Source organism: Bacteroidales bacterium (assembly GCA_041671145.1).
Taxonomy (GTDB): Bacteria; Bacteroidota; Bacteroidia; order Bacteroidales; family JAHJDW01; genus JAQUPB01.
On sequence record JBAZBZ010000018.1, the window covers coordinates 36036 to 56640 of the forward strand.

The following is a 20605-nucleotide window of genomic DNA, read 5'->3' on the forward strand; positions in this document are numbered from 1 at the left end:
ATTGTTGACTTATAGCAATTAAGCAATTTTTCCTTAAAAAATTTAATTAATAAAATTGAAAAGTTTTGTTAAATATTCTTTTTACTTTGCATGCATGACATTGGTATATGCTGCTGTAATGCTATCAAATGCCAATGTACTCCATTCAAACAAAAAATATTTTTCGCCTCCCGACACAACAAACAAAGATACCATTCAATTGAAATATCCTTTCAGGGATAACAGAAATCCATATTCTAATCCTAATGATAATAGCTTATATCTTAAAAATCCAAAAAATGTAAAAACAGAAATAGATTACGATGACAGCACGAAGCGTTATTATTTTTATCAAAAAATCGGCGACTCGCTTAAAAATTCTTATCCTACATACATGACGTTTGAAGAATTTCTGAATTATGACTATGATAAACAAATAAATCAATACTGGAAAGAAAGGGCAGGAGCTGAAAGTGAGTTTACACAAGGTAAAGCGCTCATTCCTAAAATTAATATCGGAGGACAGGTTTTTGACAGAATTTTCGGAAGCAGCACTATTGACATAAGACCTCAGGGTTCAGCAGAAATGATTTTTGGTATAAAGTCGAATCGCCGCGATGACCCTTCTCTTGATGTACGACAACGCCGCACAACAAACTTCGACTACCAGCAAAAAATTCAATTAAACGTTACCGCTAAAATCGGTGATAAAATTCAGCTTGGTGCCAACTATAATACCGAAGCAACATTTGAATTTGAAAATAAAATGAAACTCGAATATGAAGGAAAAGAAGATGAAATAATAAAGAAAATTGAAGCAGGAAATGTTACTCTTCCTCTTACCAGCACACTGATTACAGGAAGCCAGTCGTTATTCGGTATAAAAACACAACTGCAATTTGGAAAAACAACTGTAACAAGTGTTTTTTCGCAGCAGAAAGGAAAAACATCAACAATAGAAGTTTCGGGCGGAGCTCAAACCAACAAGTTTGAACTTAAAGCCGACCAATATGAAGAAAATAAACACTTTTTCCTGTCTCAATATTTCAGAAATAATTATGAAAAGGCATTGGCAAATCTTCCAATAGTAAACTCCGCAATAAATATTACTAAAATTGAAGTTTGGATTACAAGTATTGGTGCAGCTGTTAACGAAAACCGCAATATCGTTGCTTTTCTGGATTTAGGGGAAAACAATTCTTCTGATATTTATAATGCAAACTGGACAGGTGTTTCAGGAAAAAATCTTCCTTCAAATTCTTCGAATAATTTGCTTTCCGTTATAAATCCGTCAGGATTGCGAGATATAAATACATCATTTAATTTATTAACCGGACCTCTCTATAATTTGGTATCAGGAAATGATTTTGAAATAGTTGAAAATGCTCAGAAATTATCTTCTACCGAATATACATTAAATCAGCGTCTTGGTTTTATTTCATTAAACAGAACACTTAACCCCGGTGATGTCCTTGCAGTAGCTTATCAATATACTCTTGTTGGTGATACGGCAGTTCACCAGGTTGGTGAATTTTCAAACGGTGGCATCGCATCCCCAAAAAATCTTATAGTAAAACTTCTGAAAAGCTCATCATTAAATCCGAATGTAAAACCTATGTGGAAATTAATGATGCGGAATGTATATTCCTTAGGAGCATATCAGGTCAACAATCAGGATTTCCGGTTAAATATTTTATATTCAAATGACGAATTTGGAATTCCGATGGGATATTTTACCGAAACTAAACTCAGCGGAATACCTCTAATCGGTGTTTTTAATCTCGACCGACTGAACACCCAGCTAAATACTTTTCCCGACGGAGTTTTCGACTTTGTTGACGGAGCAGCTACTTCGGGAGGAACAATACAATCAAGTACAGGAAGAATATTTTTCCCAATACTTGAACCATTCGGAAAATTTTTAAGAGATAAAATCGGCGACCCTGCTTTTGCTGATAAATATGCTTTTAATGCTTTATACGATTCTACTAAAACTATTGCACAGCAATATCCCGAAAAAAACAGATATTATCTGAGTGGAAATTACAAATCTTCTGTCGGCTCGGAAATTTCATTAAATGCAATGAACGTCCCTCAAGGTTCTGTTGTAGTTACCTGCGGTGGCTTAAAGCTTACCGAAAATGTTGATTATACCGTTGACTACACACTTGGAAGAGTTAAAATTATTAATGAAGGTGTTTTGAATTCAGGAAACCCGATAAAAATCTCCCTTGAAAGCAATTCCCTTTTTGCAATGCAAACAAAAACATTAATGGGAATGCATGTTGAACATAAGGTCAACCGTGATTTAACACTTGGAGGAACCATATTGCATTTGAGTGAGAAACCTCTGACGCAAAAAGTTAATGTCGGTGAAGACCCTATTTCAAATACGATATGGGGTCTTGATGGTGTTTATCAAAAAGAATCCCGTCTTATAACCAAGATAGTTGATAAAATACCTTTTATTGACACCAAAGACCCTTCAAAAGTAATGATAACCGGCGAATTCGCACAATTGATTCCCGGTCACGCACATGCAATAGGCAAAACCGGAACAATATATATTGATGATTTTGAAGCAAGCAGGTCGGCAATTGACCTGAGGTCTTATGGAACATGGAAACTTGCAAGTACCCCTCAGGGACAAGTAGAATCATATATGTTTCCTGAAGCTGTACCTAATACAAAACTTGCTTATGGATACAACAGGGCAAAATTGGCGTGGTATGTAATTGACCCTTTATTTTTAATAAATGAAAGCAGAACACCGAAAAGTATAAGCAGTAATGTTGAGCAGCAATCAAATCATTACGTCAGAGAAGTTTTGGAAACGGAAGTTTTTCCTAATAAAGACCATCAAACCGGAACGCCTATAAATATGGCGATGTTCGATTTAGCATATTATCCTGATGAAAAAGGTCCTTATAATTATGACGCAAAACCATCTCCTTATTCAAAAGGTATTAATGCCAACGGAAAGTTGAATTCCCCCGATACTCGCTGGGGAGGTATTATGCGAAGTATTGAAACAACCGACTTTGAAGCTACAAATGTTGAATATATTGAATTCTGGGTGATGGATCCTTTTATTGACCCCGATGGCTCCGGACCACAGCAACCATTGAATGATGGTGGTGATTTATATTTTAACCTCGGAGATATTTCCGAAGATATATTGCACGACTCAAGAAAAAGTTACGAAAACGGTTTGCCTATTTCAGAAACCGATACAATAAATAAATATAGCACTACCGATTGGGGAAGAGTTCCAAAAAATCAACCGTTGGTAAACACTTTTGATAACGACCCTAAATCAAGAGATTTTCAGGATGTCGGATTGGATGGGCTTGGTGATAAAGATGAAGTGAATTTTTTTAGTAGTTATTTAAGCGACCTGACAACAAACTCAACTGCTTATACCGAAGCATTGAAAGACCCTTCAAACGATGATTATCATTATTATTTGGGAAGTGATTTTGACAGTCAGAATAAAAGTATTCTTGAAAGATACAAACAATTTAACGGAATGGAAGGCAACTCACCAAGTTCGGCACATTTCACCGACGGATATCCCACCACAGCAACTACAATGCCTGACATTGAAGATATAAACCGCGATAACACATTAAATATGTCGGAAAGATATTTTCAGTATAAAGTAAAATTACGTCCGGCAGAAATGGTAGTCGGGAAAAATTATATAACTGATATTTCAAATACAACTGTGCAATTAAAAAATAATAAAACAGCAAATGTAAAATGGTATCAGTTTAAGATTCCGGTTAAATCTCCCGACAGAACAGTAGGAGGTATCAGCGATTTTAAATCAATTCGATTTATGAGAATTTTCCTTAAGAATTTTCACGAAATGTCAGTTTTACGATTTGCTACACTCGAGCTTGTAAGAACCGAATGGAGAAAATATAATTACCCAATTGGAACTATCGAAAAAATTCCTACTGATGAAGGAAATCTGACAACTTTCGATTTATCTGCCGTTAATATTGAAGAAAACGGGAAACGTACTCCGATAAATTATGTTTTACCTCCCGATATTAAAAGGGAAATAATGATGGGGACCACCACTCTTACAAGAATGAACGAACAATCATTATCACTTAAAGTTTGTAATTTGATGGATGGTGATGCAAGAGCAATTTATAAAACCAGCGATCTGGATGTAAGAAATTATAAAAAAATTAATATGTTTGTTCATGCAGAAGCCGTTAATACAAGCGATGAGCTCAGAGATGGAGATTTAACGGTATTTATCCGTTTGGGAACCGATTTTGTTAACAATTTTTACGAATATGAAATTCCTTTAAAATTAACTGCATGGGGAACTACCGACCCCGAGAAAATCTGGCCGGAAGAAAACAGATTTGATATTAATCTGGAAACTTTACTCAATGCAAAGCTTCAAAGAAATATCGAAATACGGCAAAATGCAGGAAAAAATTTATCCGACCAATTTATTTTCTATGATGGTAATAATAAGGTTACAGTTAAGGGAACGCCTAATTTAAGTGGTATAAAAACAATAATGATAGGAATAAGAAATCCGAAAAAATTAGCAACTTTCAGCGGCGATGATGGACTATCAAAGTGTGCAGAAGTATGGATTGATGAACTGCGTTTAACTGATATGAATGAGCAAGGAGGGTGGGCTGCAACATCAAGGGTTACTACCAATCTTGCCGATTTGGGAAGTCTGGCATTGGCAGGAACCGTGAAAACGGCAGGATTCGGAGGCATTGAACAGAAGCTTGATGAAAGAAGCAAGGAAAATTCAATTTCTTATGATGTTGCAACAAATCTCGAACTCGGAAAATTTTTCCCTGAAAAAACCGGTTTGAGAATACCTATGTTTTTTGATTACTCCGAAACATTCGTAAAACCACAGTATGACCCGCTCGACCCCGATATAAAATATCGTGCTACTCTTGATTCATATCAAAACAAAAAAGAAAGAGATTCGCTCAGAAATATTATTCAGGATTATACAAAACGTAAAAGTATAAATTTTGTAAATGTTAAAAAAAATAAAGTAAACACTACTTCAAAACCCCGCGTTTACGATATTTCAAACATTGATGTAACTTATGCATATACCGAATTAATACATCACAACTACGAAATAGAATATTCAACTCAAAAAACATACAAGGGAGCATTAGGATATAATTTTATAAATAACCCAAAGAATTATTCTCCTTTTGCAAAAAATAAATTTATATCAAAAACAAAATCCTTAGTACTGCTGAGAGATTTTAATTTCTACCTTATGCCTAAATTATTATCGTTCCGAACCGATATGGACAGGAAGTACAGCGAATCGGCATACAGAAATAACTCAGAAGCAAAACTTATAATTCCGGTTTATCCTGAAAAAGATTTTACATGGAGCAGAATTTATGCACTAAAGTATGACCTCACAAAATCACTTGGTCTCGAATTCAATGCCAACAATCTTGCACAGATAGATGAGCCACCGGGCAGAATTGATAAAAGCAACGAAGAAGAATATAAAAAATACAAAAGAGCTTTACTTGACACAATTAAAAATCTCGGGAGAACTACTGATTACAATCATAATTTGAATGTAAATTATAATCTTCCGATAAACAAAATAGGATTACTGAACTGGATTACCGCAAATGCACGATATTCGGCAACATATAGCTGGAAGGCAGCTCCGTTAGCAGCACGAAGTCTCGGCAATACAATAGAAAATTCGAATACAAGACAAATAAACGGAAATTTCAATATGAATTCTTTATACAATAAAGTCGGCTATTTAAGAAAATTAAATCAGAAACAAAACAATAAAGACCAACAAGGGAAAATTAAGGATTTTACAAAAAAAGAAAATATTGTTAAAGATAAATCCAAACTGAAAAATTACAAGGATACCGTTAAAACCGATACGGTAAAAATAAATTATGCAAAAATAATTTTTGAAGGATTTGTAAAAATGCTGCTTGGAGTTAAAAGTGGTTCGTTTACATATTCCGAAACTTTTGGAACGCAGCTCCCTGGATACAAACCAAAGACTTATATTATAGGGCAGGATTGGGATTTAATGGCTCCCGGAACTGATTTTATTTTCGGAAATCAAAGAAGTGATTTCGCAAAGTATGCCTCAGATAAAAAATGGCTGAGCAATGACCCAATGTTTTATGGAATGTTTACTACAAGATATAATTCTAATTTTAGTGCAAGGGCAACAATTGAGCCGTTGCGTGACCTGCGAATTGAGCTTACTGCAAATCGCAATTATACGCGGAATTTGCAGCAGAATTTCAGAGATACTTTGGGTAACGCAAATGAAAATGTTTATATATCTTCTCCTGCTACTGTAACAGGAAATTTCAGCATTTCTTTTTTAACATGGAAAACCGCTTTTGTTAAAGATAATAAAGCTCATCTGTCTCCTGTATTTAATAACCTGAAGAATTATCGTCTTGATATAGCTAATGAGCTTGCAAGGAGTAACAAAAACTGGAATGGCGATAGAGATTCAGCAGGTTTTCCTGATGGATACGGTGCGACATCACAAAAAGTTCTTATTCGTTCATTTCTTGCAGCATACACCGGCAAGAGCCCTTCAAAAGTTGAAAAATCATTGTTCCCAACAATTCCGATGCCCAACTGGCGTATAACTTATGACGGTTTGATAAAAATGGATTTCTTTAAAAAACTCTTCAAAACATTTACACTTGCGCATTCCTATCGCTCATCATACAATATAGGTTCTTTCAACTCGAATATTCTATACAAGGAGGAAAGTGGCTTCGAATCGGCAAGAGATGCAGTACGTAATTATGTTCAGCAATATGAAATAGATGCCGTTTCTATATCCGAACAATTTGCTCCTTTGTTTAGTATAGATATGGCATGGCAAAATAGCATACTCACAAAATTTGAAATAAAAAAATCCCGCGATGTTTCGTTAAGCTTGGATAATAACCAAATTACTGAATTGAGCAGTAATGAAATTTCAATCGGATTGGGTTACAGATTTAAAAACCTTGAAATACCAATTACTGCCGGCGGTAGAAAGAAAGTTTTTAAAAGCGATTTGAATATAATTTCTAATGTTGGCATAAGGACAAATAAAACTGCTTTGCGTAAAATTGTTGAAGATGTAAACCAGATTTCTTCCGGTCAAAGAGTTATATCAATAAATACATCTGCCGATTATCAGCTAAGTCAGCGATTAACAATAAGACTTTTCTTCGATAAGATAATTTCAAATCCTTTTGTTTCGGCTCAATTTCCCAACTCCAATACCAATGCAGGTATTAGCTTGAGATTTTCACTTGCACAATAACTTCATTATTCCTTGTTGTTGTCAGAATTTTTAATTCTGACAGGGAAATGAATTTTCTGAATACTTATTTTCTCACAATAATCGTCCTGTTCACAATCCCTTCATTTCCTATTACAGCTACAATATAAACTCCTTCGCTCTTATCGGTTAATGAAATTTCTTTGGTCAATCCTCCTTTTATTGCAACATTCTTTTCCTGATATACCATCACTCCCAATAAGTTGGTAATTCTTATTTCCACATCATCATTATTTGCTGAATTTAATTCCAATATAAAATTACCATTATTCGGATTTGGGTATATTCTTAAATTATTGTTTGCAAAATATTCGTTAACTCCCACTGAAACCTGCACAACTGAAATTCCTGTATTTGTACATCCATTCCCATCAGTTCCTGTTACAATATATGTTGTATTAACTGTCGGATTAACAGTTATCGGGTTTGAATTCATTCCATTGCTCCAATTGTAAATAGCTCCTCCGCTTGCTGTTAATGTTGTAGAATTTCCCTGAATTATATTTGGATTGTTAACAGTTATCGTTGGTAACGAATTTACGACAACAACTGCATGCCCTGTATTTGTGCAAGAATTTACATCAAAACAGGTTACGGAATATGTTGTAGTTGCAGTAGGGCTTACCGTTTTAGGATTTCCAAGTCCTAAACCATTATTCCACGAGTATAGTATAGCACCACTTGCTACAATTGTTGCCGTTGAACCCAAGCAAATAGTTGAACCTGCCGTTATAATATCAGGTTTCGGGTTAACCACAACCACCTGTGATGAAATGTCATAACAACCGAATGAATTTGCTCCTGTTACCATAAATGTAGTAGTTACTGTCGGGTTCACTGTAATGGAATTATCCGTTTGAGTATTACTCCATGTATAAGTATTTGCACCACTTGCATGAAGATTTAAAGAACCACCTTCACAAATTGTACTTCCTCCTGTTGATGTTACATTTGGGGAAGGATTCACGGTTACAACAGCAACTGCTGTGTTGGAACATCCAGCACCAGCACCAGCACTGCCTGTTACATAATATGTTGTTGTGCTTGTGGGATTATCAACTAATTGCCCGCCTTCAAATAAATTACCCCATGTATATGTTGAAGCACCACTTGCTGTTAAAGTGGCATAAGTTCCGCTGCAAATTGTCGGTGAGTTCACTGTTACAACAATACTTGATGAAACCTGAACAACTGCCTGCGCAGTATTTGAACAACTGTTTACATCAAATCCTATAACTGTATATGTTGTATTAACAGTCGGATTAACTGTTTCGGGATTACCCATAAATCCATTGTTCCATGAATATATTGAAGCACCGCTTGCTGATAATACTGCGGAATTTCCCGGACATATTGTAGGTTGATTAACTGTAACATTTGGTAAGTCGTAAACTGTAACAACTCCGTGAGCAATGTTGGAACAACCATTACCACTTGTACCCGTAACAGTATAAGTTGTAGTTACACTTGGATTAACAGTAATAGGATTTGATGTTGTTCCTGTGTTCCATGAATATGAATTTGCACCACTTGCTGTCAGGGTTGCTGATATTCCCGGACAAACTCCTTCATTATTTACCATAACCTGTGGTGAAGGATTTACATTAACATTAACCTGATGCTCGTTTGTGCAACCCTGAGAATTAGTTCCTGTAACAAAATACATTGTGTTTGCTGTAGGACTAACTGCTTTAGGATTTCCTGCACCTAATCCATTACTCCAAGAATAAAATGATGCACCGCTTGCTGTTAAAACCGCTGAAGAACCCGCACAAATGGTTGGAGAATTCACGTTAATATTCGGAGCGGGATTAACTGTTACAACAACGGATGTCTGATTTGTAAATCCATTACCATCCTCTCCTGTTACATTAAAAGTAGTTGTATAAGGAACAGTGACAGTAATTGCACTTCCCGTTTCGGTAGTACTCCATGTATAGCTAACACCACCAGTTACTGTTAAAACAACTGATGCACCTTCACAAATTACGGGGTTGTTGTTTATGATTGTTGGAAATTGCCTGAAATAAAGCTTATCTATATATAATTGAGAATTTCCTTTTGGTTTTGGCTTACTATTACCATTACCTTTTGTCACAAATGCACACAAAGACATACTGGCACTATCCGGCATTTGACTAGGATTAAAGTTAAGTGGCATACTCCTTTCCGTATAAGCATTTACAGTATTTCCATCATAGTACTGTCCGCCTCCAATCCCTCCCATGCCTGCTTTATAAAAACCGAAAGAAACTTCCATTGAATCTTGGTTTTGAGGAATATACTTGTAACAAAATGTAAGAGTATTATAATTAAATGGCTGTGTGAGCTTAAATGAAGGATGGTCACCATTATCATTATTAGTTGGCTTTCGGGTCGTAATATAACCCCAAACAGTATCGGTAGAAGTAACATAATTTTGAATTAATACAGCATGTTGTCCTTCGCACTTATCTGAAGTCATAACAAAAGAAGGAGGTAATCCACTTTTATCACTGTAATTTTCATTATACCATCCCGGCAAGTTATAAGTCATAGTTGAATCCCATTGTTCAAAGCCATTGTTTGGAATCTGCTGTGTAATACCTGTTCCGGTAAAAGTAATATCATCAATAATCATATAATTTCCTGCCGGAAATGGTCCCTCAGGATGAGCTATATAATCAGAAGCTATAACTCCAATAATAACAGTATCTGGATTATCAGACACCAGATAATTAATTCCAATCTTTATTTCTCTGAAACCGCTGGTATGTACTCCACCAATAATAGCTTTATTTATCGGAGTTATTATCGGTATTCTGTTTTTCTTAAATATAAGAACTAACCTTGCACTATCATTACCGACAAAATTGTATTTTGCAAATATCCTTAATGTATCAGGTCTCTGGGAATAAGGTTTTCCTCCATACCAATTTATACCTTGATCAGTATTACCGTCAATAAGAACACCCGGATTAAATTGTATTGAATCGTTTTGCAGTTTACATGCCCAGTTGCCACCATGTGCCGGTTTAACATGCGAAATTCCTCCCATTGCTATATCCCAAAACTTTGGCATATATTGTTGCGTTGAGTCCCATGTTTCCATGTTCCAGTTGGGAACATCGTATTGCGCAAATGCTGTCATAGAGAGCATAAGCGAAAACAAAATTGCAAATAGTTTTTTCATAAGTTTTATAAATTTTAGTTGTTTAATTAAAAATGAACGACAAAAGTACAAAACTTTTCTTCATATTTAGTTTACAAAAAAAATTATTATGTTAAAAAAGCACAAAAAAAAATTTCATAATGTAAATTTATTCTTTACTAATTTTGGTCGTTGCTTTTCTGAAAATTCAGATTGGTTTTTGTTTTTTTATGGAGTTTCTTGAAAATGAAATTATATAATTCTATTTAACGTGAGTTCGGGATTATAAATATTGAAATTAAATAATTTAATTGTTTTTTTATTTGGTGGCTATATTTTTCTTGCCACTAAAACACCAAATCACCAAAATCCACGAAAGTTATGTATTGTGCTATCTTTTATATTAATATTGTTTGAAACAAATTAAATCCCGAACTCTATGATGAAATTTATTCACTGGAAAAGGAGTTAAAGTATGAACTATTTCCAAATACTTTATTTGACTACGATTTTGGAATTGATATAGACGGAACATATTGGGATGATAAAATCAAGGAGAATATTGTAAAAATAGAAAGAAATGAAGCAATGAGTGAAGATTACGATGAAGATTACCACAGAGAAATAAAATTTAACAGTGAAAGTGATAGCGAAGAAAATGCAATAGATGATTTGTTTGTTAAATCAGAATAAATGCTGTAAACAACGAGTATGTTAATAGAAATCCTCTCAAATAATAAAATTAATATTTGGTTCATTTAACAATTTAATAGTAAATTTAGTCAACTATTTGGGTGAAATTTTTGCTAATTTATAGAAAGCAAAAAAATACTTACTTTTGAATTTTACTATAAATAATAATGGATAAAAAAAAATTATCGGAACGTGATATTTGTACAAAGTTTATAACACCTGCGGTTGAAAAAGCAGGGTGGAATAAACAAACGCAGTTATTGGAAGAAGTTTTTTTTACTGATGGCAAAATATATGTTCGTGGCAAGCTAACAGCAAGAGGAGAAAGAAAACGTGCCGATTATATTCTTTATTATAAACCCAATATTCCAATTGCAATAATTGAAGCAAAAGACAATAAACATTCTGTTAGAGCAGGAATTCAACAAGCATTGAATTATGCTAAGATACTTGATATTCCATGTGTATTCAGCAGTAATGGAGATGGTTTTTTATTTCACGACAGAACTGCAACAGACGAAAATATTGAGAAAGAATTAAGTATTGATAACTTCCCTTCACCTGAACAGCTTTGGGAAAAATACAAGAAATATAAAGGTATTACGACAACTAATGCTGAAAAAATTGCTTCTCAAGATTATTATTTTGATGGAAGCGGAAGAAAACCTCGATACTATCAACAAATTGCTATAAATAGGACTTGTGAAGCAATCGCCGGTGGGCAAAATAGAATTCTGTTAGTTATGGCGACTGGTACAGGAAAAACATATACTGCATTTCAGATTATTCATCGCTTGTGGAAAGCAGGAGCAAAAAAACGAATTCTATTTTTAGCAGACCGCAATGCTTTGATAGACCAAACAAAAAGAGGCGACTTTAAATATTTCAGAGATAAAATGACTGTGGTAAAACACAGACAAATTGATAAAAGTTATGAAATTTATTTAGCATTATATCAAGGTTTATCGGGTTCGGAAGAAGATGCAAATGTTTACAAACAATTTTCACCTGATTTCTTTGATTTAATTGTTATTGATGAGTGCCACAGAGGAAGTGCAAAAGAAGATAGTGCTTGGCGGGAAATTTTAACCTATTTCAAAAACGCTACTCATATAGGTTTAACTGCCACTCCAAAAGAAATTAAAGAGACAAGCAATATTGAATATTTCGGAGACCCGATTTATACATATTCTCTGAAACAAGGAATTGACGATGGTTTTCTTGCTCCATACAGAGTTATTCGAGTTGCTTTAAATGTTGATGCAGAAGGTTGGAGACCTGAAAAAGGCAAAACCGACAAAGATGGAAATATTGTTGAAGACCGTATATATAACCGTAAAGATTTTGACCGTAACATTGTAATTGATGAGCGAACTGAATCAGTTGCAAATAAAGTTTCGGAGTTTTTAAAAGGTTATGATAGATTTGCAAAAACAATTATTTTCTGTGCAGATATTGACCATGCAGAGCGTATGCGTTCAGCTATTTCAAATCAAAATGCAGATTTGATTGCAGAAAATTATAAATACGCAATGCAAATAACCGGCGATAATGATGAAGGAAAACGTGAATTAGATAACTTTACTAATCCCGAAGAAAAATATCCTGTTATTGCAACAACATCGGAACTTATGACAACAGGCATTGATGCTCAGACATGCAAAGTAATTGTTCTCGATGCAAATATTAATTCAATGACCAAATTCAAACAAATTATCGGACGTGGCACACGAATTAATGAAGAATTTGATAAACTATATTTTACTATTTTAGATTTCAGAAATGCAACGGATTTATTTGCTGATAAAGATTTTGATGGCGACCCGATAAGAGTTAAGCCGGTATCTGAAGATTTCGATTTAAGTGGAATTGTTGAAGAAGAAGAAAACGATACGACTCCAATAATTGATGAAGTATCAGGAGAAGAAATTGAGATTGAAAAACCTACAATTCGCTATCCTGAGGGTAACATTCAAACAAATATTTTTAAAGAGCCGAGACAAAAAGTTTACGTGAATGGTGTTGATGTTTCAGTTTTAGTTAGCAGAGAATTATATTTTGACCAACACGGAAAACCAATAACTACAAGTTTAAAAGACCACACAAAAGAAATTATTAAAAATAAATTTGCTACGTTAAATGATTTCTTAAACAAATGGAATACGACCGATAGAAAAGAAGCTATAATTGCAGAATTGCAGGAACAAGGCGTTTTGGTTGAAGCATTATATGAAGCTGTTGGGAAACAAGTTGATTTATTTGATTTAATTTGTCATGTTGCATACGACCAACCGCCATTAACACGCAAAGAGAGAGTAAACAATGTAAAGAAAAGAAATTACTTTACTAAATATGGCGAACAAGCTAAAAAAGTTTTAGAAGCATTGCTTGATAAATATGCTGATGAAGGCATTGAAAACATTGAAAGTATAGAAGTATTAAGAGTAAATCCTTTTGATGAATTTGGTTCGCCAACAGAAATAATAAAAGAATTTGGAAGCAAAGAAAAATATTTGCAAGCTATTAAAGAATTAGAAAAAGAACTTTATAAAACAGCATAAGTTACAATTTTGCAAGTTACATTCTTGTAAGTTACCACAAAAAAATAGTGAGCAGTGAAATAATTATAAAAAAAATTGTATCAACTTATATAAATTTATACCTTTGTGTATAATACCATTTAGTATAATACTAAACAGTATAATAAAAAATTATGAAAGACTCACCTTTTATCTACGGGACAACTGTCAGCATTCATTCATTCACGAATAGAGAAGCTGAATCAGCAAAATTACAAAGTAACTTATTAAATGGAATAAATACTACCATAATATCTCCAAGAAGATGGGGAAAATCTTCTTTGGTAGAAAAAGTAATTTTTGAAATAAATAAGAAAGAGAAAAAAGCAAAGACAGTAATTATTGACCTTTTTTCGGTAAGCAGCGAAGAAGAATTTTTAGAAACTTTTGCTCGTGAGGTAATAAAAGCATCATCATCAAAATGGCAGGAATGGATGAGCAGTGGCAAAGATTTTTTTAAAAACATAACTCCTAAATTAAGCTTGGGAATAGACCCCAACACCGATTTTAATTTAAGCTTTGATTGGAAAGAATTAAAAAAGAATACTGATGAAATTTTAAATCTTCCCGAAACCATTGCCAAAAAGAAAGGTGTTAAGTTTATTATTTGTCTTGATGAATTTCAAAACCTATCTTCTTTTTATGAATATCTCAATTTTGAAAAAAAATTAAGAGCTTGTTGGCAACGTCAAAAGTTGGTTACTTACTGCTTATATGGAAGTAAACGCCACATGATGACAGATATTTTTAATAGCCCATCTAAACCTTTTTATCGTTTTGGCGATATAATGTTGTTACAGAAAATTGAATCCAAAAAATGGGTGTCTTTTATTTGTAATGGCTTTGAAAGCACAGGAAAACATATTGACGAAAAAACCGCTGAAATGATTCCTTTGTTAATGAAAAATCACTCATGGTATGTGCAACAATTAGCTCACTACGCATGGAATATCACACACAAAAAAACTACAATCGCCGAAATAAATAATGCATTAATTGAATTAGTAAATGCCAATTCTCCTTTGTATCAAAAGGAGACAGAGAGCATTAGTTATACACAATTAAATTTACTAAAAGCCGTAGCCAAAGGCGAAACACAATTTACCAGTGCAGCAGTGATGCAAAAACATTTATTAGGTACACCACGAAATGTAAGCAAAAACAAAACACTGCTTATCAATAATGATATTATTCACGAAATAAATAGCGTGTTTGAATTTGTTGACCCTGCTTTTGAACTGTGGTTTAAAAAACAATTTTTTAATCAATCTTATTTATTATTAAAATGAGCAACATATCCGGAATTATAAAAAGTATTCAAAACATAATGTGGCAAGACACAGGACTGAACGGCGATGCACAACGCATTGAGCAGTTAGGTTGGATGCTTTTCTTAAAAATATTTTCCGATAAAGACAAAGAATTAGAATTATTAGACGACAAATACAAATCACCTATTCCTGATAAATTTCATTGGGTAAAAGAAAAAGGCAATTGGGCTGGCGATGACGAAGGAATGACAGGCGATGAATTACTTGAGTTCGTTGACCGCAAATTATTTCCTGCATTGCGTAATTTGGATTTAAGCACAGGCAACCAACGTGCAGTAATTGTTCGTAAAGTGTTTGAGGGCAATAACAATTATATGAAAAGCGGCATCAATATTCGTAAGGTATTGAACAAACTTAATGAAGTTGATTTTAATATTGCTAAAGACCGACACGCTTTTGGCGAGTTGTACGAAACCATTTTAAAAGAATTGCAAAGCGCAGGTAAAAGCGGAGAATTTTACACACCAAGAGCAATCACACAATTTATAACAGATATTATTGACCCGAAATTAGGAGAAAAAATATTAGACCCTGCATGTGGAACAGGTGGCTATTTAACCTGTGCAATTGAGAATTTAAAGAAACAAGCAAAGAATGTTTATGACAGAAAAAGCATTGAAAAAAACGTAGTGGGTTGGGAATACAAGCCATTGCCGTATTTACTTGCAACTACAAATTTAATTTTACACGATATTGAAATTCCCAATATTAAATTTTGTGATTCTTTGGAACAACCATTGAGCAACTTTACCGAAAAACACAGAGTGAATGTAATACTTGCAAATCCTCCGTTTGGTGGAATTGTTGCAAACAACAATGAAACAAATTTTCCGCAAACATACCGCACAAAAGAAAGTGCTGATTTGTTTTTAATTTTAATGATTCACTTGTTAAAAGACAAAGGACGTGCAGGCATAGTATTACCCGATGGCTCATTAACTGGCGATGGAGTAAAACAAAGAATACGGCAAAGATTATTGGAAGAATGTAATCTGCATACAATAATCCGTTTGCCAAACTCCGTATTTCAGCCGTATGCAACAGTAGCAACAAATCTTTTATTTTTTGATAAAGGAAAACCAACAAAAGAAATTTGGTATTACGAACACCGTATGCCCGAAGGATATAAGTCATACAATAAAACAAAACCAATACAATTAAAAGAATTTGAGCCAATAAAAAAATGGTGGAAGAAAAGAACAGAAAGCGATATTAGTTGGAAGGTTGATATAAAAACAATTATAGAACGTGGCTATGATTTAGATATTAAAAACCCAACAAAGAAAGAAGAAGAAAAAGAATACAGCAGTGCGGAATTAATGAAAATGTTACATACTTCTTTTGATAAAAGCAATAAATTATTGAACCAATTAAAAGAAGCGGTGAAATGAGTTGGAGAAAAGTAAAATTGGGAGAATTAGTAGATAATTTTTCTGTAAGAGCAAAAGATGTGGGCGGAGCAGAAGGGTTAGAATTTTTTGGCGTAAGTAATGAAGATGGTATTATTAAAACTAAATATGCAGCAGAGGAAAAAGCAGAAGATTATAAAATTATAGAAAAAGATTGTTTCGCATATAATCCATATCGAGTTAATGTTGGTTCTATTGGACTTGTAAAAGAAGATATTAAAGGATTGATTAGTCCTGCTTATGTTGTTTTTAAACCAAAACCAAAATCAATAAAAGCAGAATTGCTTTTGAAATTTCTAAAATCAAGTGAAGGATTAAGACAAATAATATTTTATGCGAGAGGAACAGTAAGACAAGCATTGCGTTTTGAAGATTTATGCAATATTGAATTATCTCTTCCTGATTATGATGAACAAGAAAAAATATTTAAAAAATTAAATTTTGTTAAAATAGAAAGCGATGTATTATCCACCGAACTAATCCACCAACTAACGCTTGTAAAAAAACTTCGCCAACAATTATTGCAAGATGCAGTGCAAGGAAAATTAGTTAAACAAAACCAAAAAGATGAACCTGCAAACGAATTGTTAGAAAAGATAAAAGCAGAAAAAGAAAAACTTATAAAAGATAAAAAACTAAAAAAAGAAAAAGAACTACCACCAATTAAAGCAGAAGAAATTCCTTTTGAAATTCCTGAAAATTGGATTTGGTGTAGGTTGGGGGATTTAGGAAGTTTCAGAAGAGGTCCTTTTGGAAGTGCTTTAACTGTGGGAATATTTGTTAAAGAAGGATATAAAGTTTATGAACAAAGAAATGCTATATATGACAATCACACTTTGGGTAATTATTTCGTAACAAAAGAAAAATTCCAAGAATTAAAAGCATTTAGTGTTTTTCCAAAGGATTTAATCGTGAGTTGTTCAGGTGCAACTCTTGGAAGAATCGCTGAAATACCTGAAGGCGCAAGAGAAGGAATAATAAATCAAGCATTAATGAGAATAACTTTATTTAATGCAGCAATTATTAATTCTTTTTTTATAAAAATATTTCGTTCACCATATTTTCAAAAAAACATTTTAGGACAAGCATGGGGAACAGCTATTCCCAATATGGTTGGGTTGGTAGAAATAAAAAAAATATTAATTCCTTTACCCCCACTTTCCGAACAACATCGCATCGTTCAAAAAATAGAACAACTAATGCAAACGTGCAATGAACTTGAAGAAAGCATAAAACAAAGTGCAGAGCAAAACGAAAAATTGTTACAACAGGTATTGAGGGAGGCGTTGAAACCAAAAGAAGAAAATGAGCAACCATTAAGTATAGCTGCCGAACCAAAAGAAACATATAAAAAAGAAAGCATTATTAAAATACCTGCACTACAAGAAAAAGAAGAAAAACATTTTGTAAAGCGTAAAGTTTTGGCAACATATATCATCAACCAATCATTAGACGATAGTAAGTTTGGCGATGTGAAATTTGAAAAATTATTGCACTTATCAGATTACATTGCTATTAAAAGAAATTTAGGACAAAATTATTATCAGAAAGCAGCAGGTCCTTATGATAACGGTTTTACAATACAATATTTCAATCAAGTGTTAAAAGACAAATGGTTTAACAGGAGTAAAATTGGTAATAAGTTTGTGTTTTCTGTAGGACAAAATCACAGCAAATCAAAAAACACATATAACTTTTTTTCGGAGGATGAATTAAAACGAGTTAATGAACTTATTAACTATTTTAAAAAATATGATTATGAACAACCGGAAATAATTTCAACTCTGTATGCAGTTTGGAATAATAGAATAATTATTCAGCAAAAAATTACAGATGATAATTTGATAAATGATTTTTATAGTTGGGATGAGAAAAAAAATAAATATGATAAGAATAGATTAGAGAAAGCTATACAATGGATGAGAGATAAAAATTTAATTCCCGATGGTTGGGGAAAATTGATTGAAAAGCCCAAGAAAAAGTAATTCAATAATATGGCTAATTATTGGAAACAACAAGGCATACCACATAAAGGTTGGCAATTAATAACTGTTATTGATGTAAGAGAAGATGGTCAGTCAGAATGGGAGACGGATTATGAAACCTGTATGATGTGTGGAAACGAAAAAATTCGCTACGTTCATATAGTAGAACACAATGAAGTTGATGAAGAGTTCAGAGTTGGTTGCGTTTGTGCGGAAAAAATGACTAATGATTATTTAAACCCAAGACAAAGAGAAAAAGAATTAAGGAATAAAACAAATAGGCGTATTAACTGGGCAAAAAAAGAATGGAAACGAAGTAAGAACGGGAACCACTTTTTAAAATATGAAGAACATCATTTGCTTATATTTAAAGACAAGAAAACAAATAAGTATAAAGTGAAAATAGGAGAAGTATTTGGTAAAAAAATATTTGATACTTTAGAGCAAGCGAAAATTGCTGTTTTTAATGGGATTGAATATTATAAAGAAAAAAATAAATGGTAGTACTACATTTTATACCAACCGCTCTGCTAAAGCATCTTTCCACAATACAAAACCTTTCATCTCATCGGAATAGTCATGTAAAATCCGACTAAAATTTTCGGGTTGGGATTCGAGAAAAGGTTGCCTGCCATTGTTTCTTATGATGTTTAAATGATTGTCTATTTCTTTGAGTTTGTTCGGAAGTGAATAGTTTTTATCAAAATGCCAAATGTAAGTTGCTTCCTCTGTGTCCAATGTTTCCAAGACAATATGATATTGCTCATTTCCTTTTAAAAGAAATACAAACGAAAATGGATTTAACACAAATCGGATTTTAAGAATGTTGTTGTCGTGTTTTTGTGCAAGATACCGCAATTGCTTATAATGTTTGAAGTTTTTATTTTTTAAAATATCTTCAAATAATTCTTCTTCTGAATTGTAAAGATGTGCTTTATCAAGCTCATCATCATTCTGAATATTGTTTATATCAAGTAAATTATTTTCAACAATAGCAGGATTTATCTTTCCAATAATATTTTTTGTAATAAATCGGAACTTCACACTTTCAATAATTTCTTGATTTATTTTTTCTAAATCGGTTGATGTTGCTATTTGAGAAACTAACTTTCCGTTTTGGAATTCTGCATGAATATTTATTTTAACATTTTTTGTTTTTAGTAATTTTGAAAAATATGGTTTTAAAACATCAAACTCCGGACGTATTTCAATATTTTCAATTTCAAAATCAAGAATTGTTTTTAATTCCAAAACATCAAATTTAAAAGCAATAGTGCCATATCTGAATTCAAGTTGTTCAATTGGAATTTTTATTTTTTTATCAATTGTAAATACATTTTCTGTATTTGATTCTTGTTCTTCCGGCTCATCAAACAAAGTTGCCTGCTTGTCAATTTTTCTATAATAAGTATTCCTTTTCAGAAATAATTTATTCAAATAATCAATCTTATAATCTCTGTAATCATAAATAACAGGAATTACTTCTGCTCTTTGAACCCTGCCAATATATTGAATTAGCTTGCCTTCAAATGAAAAAGGATAAACAAGTAAAAGACATTCGGCATTTTGCAAATCAGTTCCTTCTCCAAATAACTGCCCTGTGGTAATTAGGACTTGATAATTGCCTTCTTTTAAAATATTCCATTTGTTATTTCTGCTCGTTTCAGAATCATCTCCGCTTAATGTGATTGCTTCATACGATTGTTTTAAATATTGATAAAGTGTATCAATATGTTCTTTTCTTTCTGTGATAATAACAATTTTCTTGCCTTTGTTTAACTCACCGATAACATCATTAAGTATAAGTTTATTTCGTGTTGAATCATGTACTAATACTTTTGATAATGTTTCAAACTTGTCTGTTTTAGAATTAAAAGGAACATCGAGTTCAGTATTCCTGATTATGATTTTGACTTTTTGCTGATTGCCTAATTCTTGTGGTTTAAATTCGGCAATGGTTTCTCCTAAATGAATAAAAATTAATTTGCCATCATTATATTTGCGAAATGGCGTTGCAGTTAATCCATACAAATAATCATTAGCGTACCATAAAAATTAAAACATTTTTAACTGACTATATAAAAGTTCTTTGACATTTTGATGATAAGGTTTATTGATAAGCTCTTTCACTGGTGTTTTATCAAG

8 protein-coding genes are annotated in these 20605 nt (G+C 32.9%); 6 read left to right on the plus strand and 2 right to left on the minus strand.

The features are described 5' to 3' along the window. Window positions 1-55 precede the first annotated feature (55 nt). The gene (gene sprA / locus WC223_07625) at window positions 56-7315 is read left to right on the plus strand and encodes a cell surface protein SprA (protein ID MFA6924110.1); all 7260 of its coding nucleotides are present in this window, start codon (window positions 56-58) and stop codon (window positions 7313-7315) included. A gap of 64 nt (window positions 7316-7379) precedes the next feature. Here sprA and WC223_07630 read toward each other — a convergent pair whose 3' ends face one another. Continuing rightward, window positions 7380-10505 (minus strand): T9SS type A sorting domain-containing protein, encoded by a 3126-nt coding sequence (locus WC223_07630; GenBank protein MFA6924111.1) that lies wholly within the window; start codon window positions 10503-10505, stop codon window positions 7380-7382. An 818-nt stretch (window positions 10506-11323) separates the two neighbouring features. Here WC223_07630 and WC223_07635 point away from each other — a divergent pair. From WC223_07635 to WC223_07655, 5 genes are all read left to right on the plus strand, one after another. Then, window positions 11324-13717 carry a DEAD/DEAH box helicase family protein gene (locus WC223_07635; protein MFA6924112.1) on the plus strand — a complete coding sequence of 798 codons (2394 nt, stop codon included), beginning with the start codon at window positions 11324-11326 and terminating at the stop codon, window positions 13715-13717. A gap of 152 nt (window positions 13718-13869) precedes the next feature. Further along, complete coding sequence (locus tag WC223_07640; protein ID MFA6924113.1) at window positions 13870-15024, plus strand: hypothetical protein; 1155 nt, start codon at window positions 13870-13872, stop codon at window positions 15022-15024. Continuing rightward, entirely contained in the window at window positions 15021-16457 is a 1437-nt protein-coding gene (locus WC223_07645; GenBank protein ID MFA6924114.1) for an N-6 DNA methylase, read from the plus strand. The genes WC223_07640 and WC223_07645 overlap by 4 nt, the downstream gene beginning before the upstream one ends. After that, window positions 16454-18460 carry a restriction endonuclease subunit S gene (locus WC223_07650; GenBank protein ID MFA6924115.1) on the plus strand — a complete coding sequence of 669 codons (2007 nt, stop codon included), beginning with the start codon at window positions 16454-16456 and terminating at the stop codon, window positions 18458-18460. The genes WC223_07645 and WC223_07650 overlap by 4 nt, the downstream gene beginning before the upstream one ends. Window positions 18461-18469: 9 nt before the next feature. Then, on the plus strand, window positions 18470-18964 hold the full coding sequence (locus WC223_07655; GenBank protein MFA6924116.1) for a hypothetical protein: 495 nt from the start codon (window positions 18470-18472) through the stop codon (window positions 18962-18964). 9 nt (window positions 18965-18973) lie between these two features. Here the strand turns inward: WC223_07655 and WC223_07660 are convergent, their stop codons facing one another. After that, window positions 18974-20491 (minus strand): helicase-related protein, encoded by a 1518-nt coding sequence (locus WC223_07660; GenBank protein ID MFA6924117.1) that lies wholly within the window; start codon window positions 20489-20491, stop codon window positions 18974-18976. Window positions 20492-20605 lie beyond the last annotated feature (114 nt).